The organism is Psychrobacter sp. T6-1 (assembly GCF_052258445.1).
Genome location: NZ_JBQQFC010000514.1, coordinates 1 through 1,161 on the forward strand (window position 1 = coordinate 1; position 1,161 = coordinate 1,161).

Annotated in this window: 2 protein-coding genes and 1 pseudogene; 2 read left to right on the top strand and 1 reads right to left on the bottom strand. The window is 42.1% G+C overall.

Annotated features, from left to right (window positions below):
• A partial coding sequence (locus ACTXGO_RS14210; RefSeq protein ID WP_443574971.1) for a FixG Ig-like domain-containing protein occupies positions 1-267 on the top strand: 267 nt, incomplete at its 5' end.
• A 77-nt stretch (positions 268-344) separates the two neighbouring features.
• Entirely contained in the window at positions 345-932 is a 588-nt protein-coding gene (locus ACTXGO_RS14215) for a FixH family protein (protein WP_317198553.1), read from the top strand.
• 46 nt (positions 933-978) lie between these two features.
• Here the strand turns inward: ACTXGO_RS14215 and ACTXGO_RS14220 are convergent.
• Positions 979-1,161 (bottom strand): annotated as a pseudogene (locus tag ACTXGO_RS14220) (tRNA 2-thiocytidine(32) synthetase TtcA); the annotation flags it as partial.

The following is a 1,161-nucleotide window of genomic DNA, read 5'->3' on the forward strand; positions in this document are numbered from 1 at the left end:
GAGAACAGCTACATCGTCAAGTTAACGAACAAAACTCAAGATGAACACACCTACAAGATTACCTTGGAACCACAAGATGGTTTAAGTTTGCAGCTACGCTTTAATGATGTGCCACTAGTAGCTGGCGAGAGCTTTGATATGTCCGTTAGCGTTTATGGCGACCCTGCTGTCGTAGAACCTGGACAAACGCCTATTACTTTGAATGTCGTCAGCGAAGATGGTAAGTATAGCGTGAGTAAGGATAATGTCTTTATCACTCAAGACTAATGACTTGGTCTTGTTCGTTAGTACCTTGATAGTTAATAAACAGTAAGTTACGTCATTAATTATATAGCAGGTGTTTTATGTCTACTTCATCACCGAACTTTAAGCATCAGGATAGTCAGCCTTGGTACAAGAACTACATGGTGATCATCTTTGTCATTGGCTTACCCGCCTTTGTGGTCGTCGCTTGTATTTTTTTCGTGTATTACTCTTATCAGATTCGCGATAGCGTGGTGCGCGATGATTGGTATATGGATGGCAAAACTCTGTATCATGACGTATCGCGAGATAAGCTCACTTACGATTTAGAGTTGCATGGTGATATGCGCTTTTCAGAGAACGGCGATATTGTCTTTTATCTCAACTATCCTGAACAAAGTGTGCAGACAGGTACCCTCAAAAATGGCACAGCGCTTACCTACCCTGATACTCTAGAATTGTCCATCTCTCATGCCACTGATATCAAAAAAGATCGCGATGTGGTATTAAAACATCAAGACGGTAATAAATATACGGCTCAAGTCGATATTGACCCGCTCAAAGCCAAGTACTATCTACAAGTGAGTAGTGATGGCGCAGCTGATTGGCGTATGCGTGATGTGGCGCGGCTACCACGCTCTGAGGTTAGTTTTGATCCGTTGCCTGTATTTGACAAATCAAGCTCTTAAAAGCATCAAATAAAAACCAGCTTATAAACCGCTGGTTTTTTTGTGTTTAGAGGATAGGGTTGATTGTCGGAATTTTTTGCATGGCATTGTGATGTTGTGGCAAATGACTACTATCGCCGCTTTGAGTCGGTTTTGAGTGAAAGTCTTGAGTTGATGGAGCCACTGGTAGATTCATCTTTTTGAGACTAGCGCTTTGTCCCACTTGTATGTTTTGCCCCTCAAAAGCACG

Excerpts from the sequence above, each read along its gene's own strand:
- ACTXGO_RS14215 (WP_317198553.1), top strand. The coding sequence starts at position 345 with ATGTCTACTTCATCACCGAACTTTAAGCATCAGGATAGTCAGCCTTGG.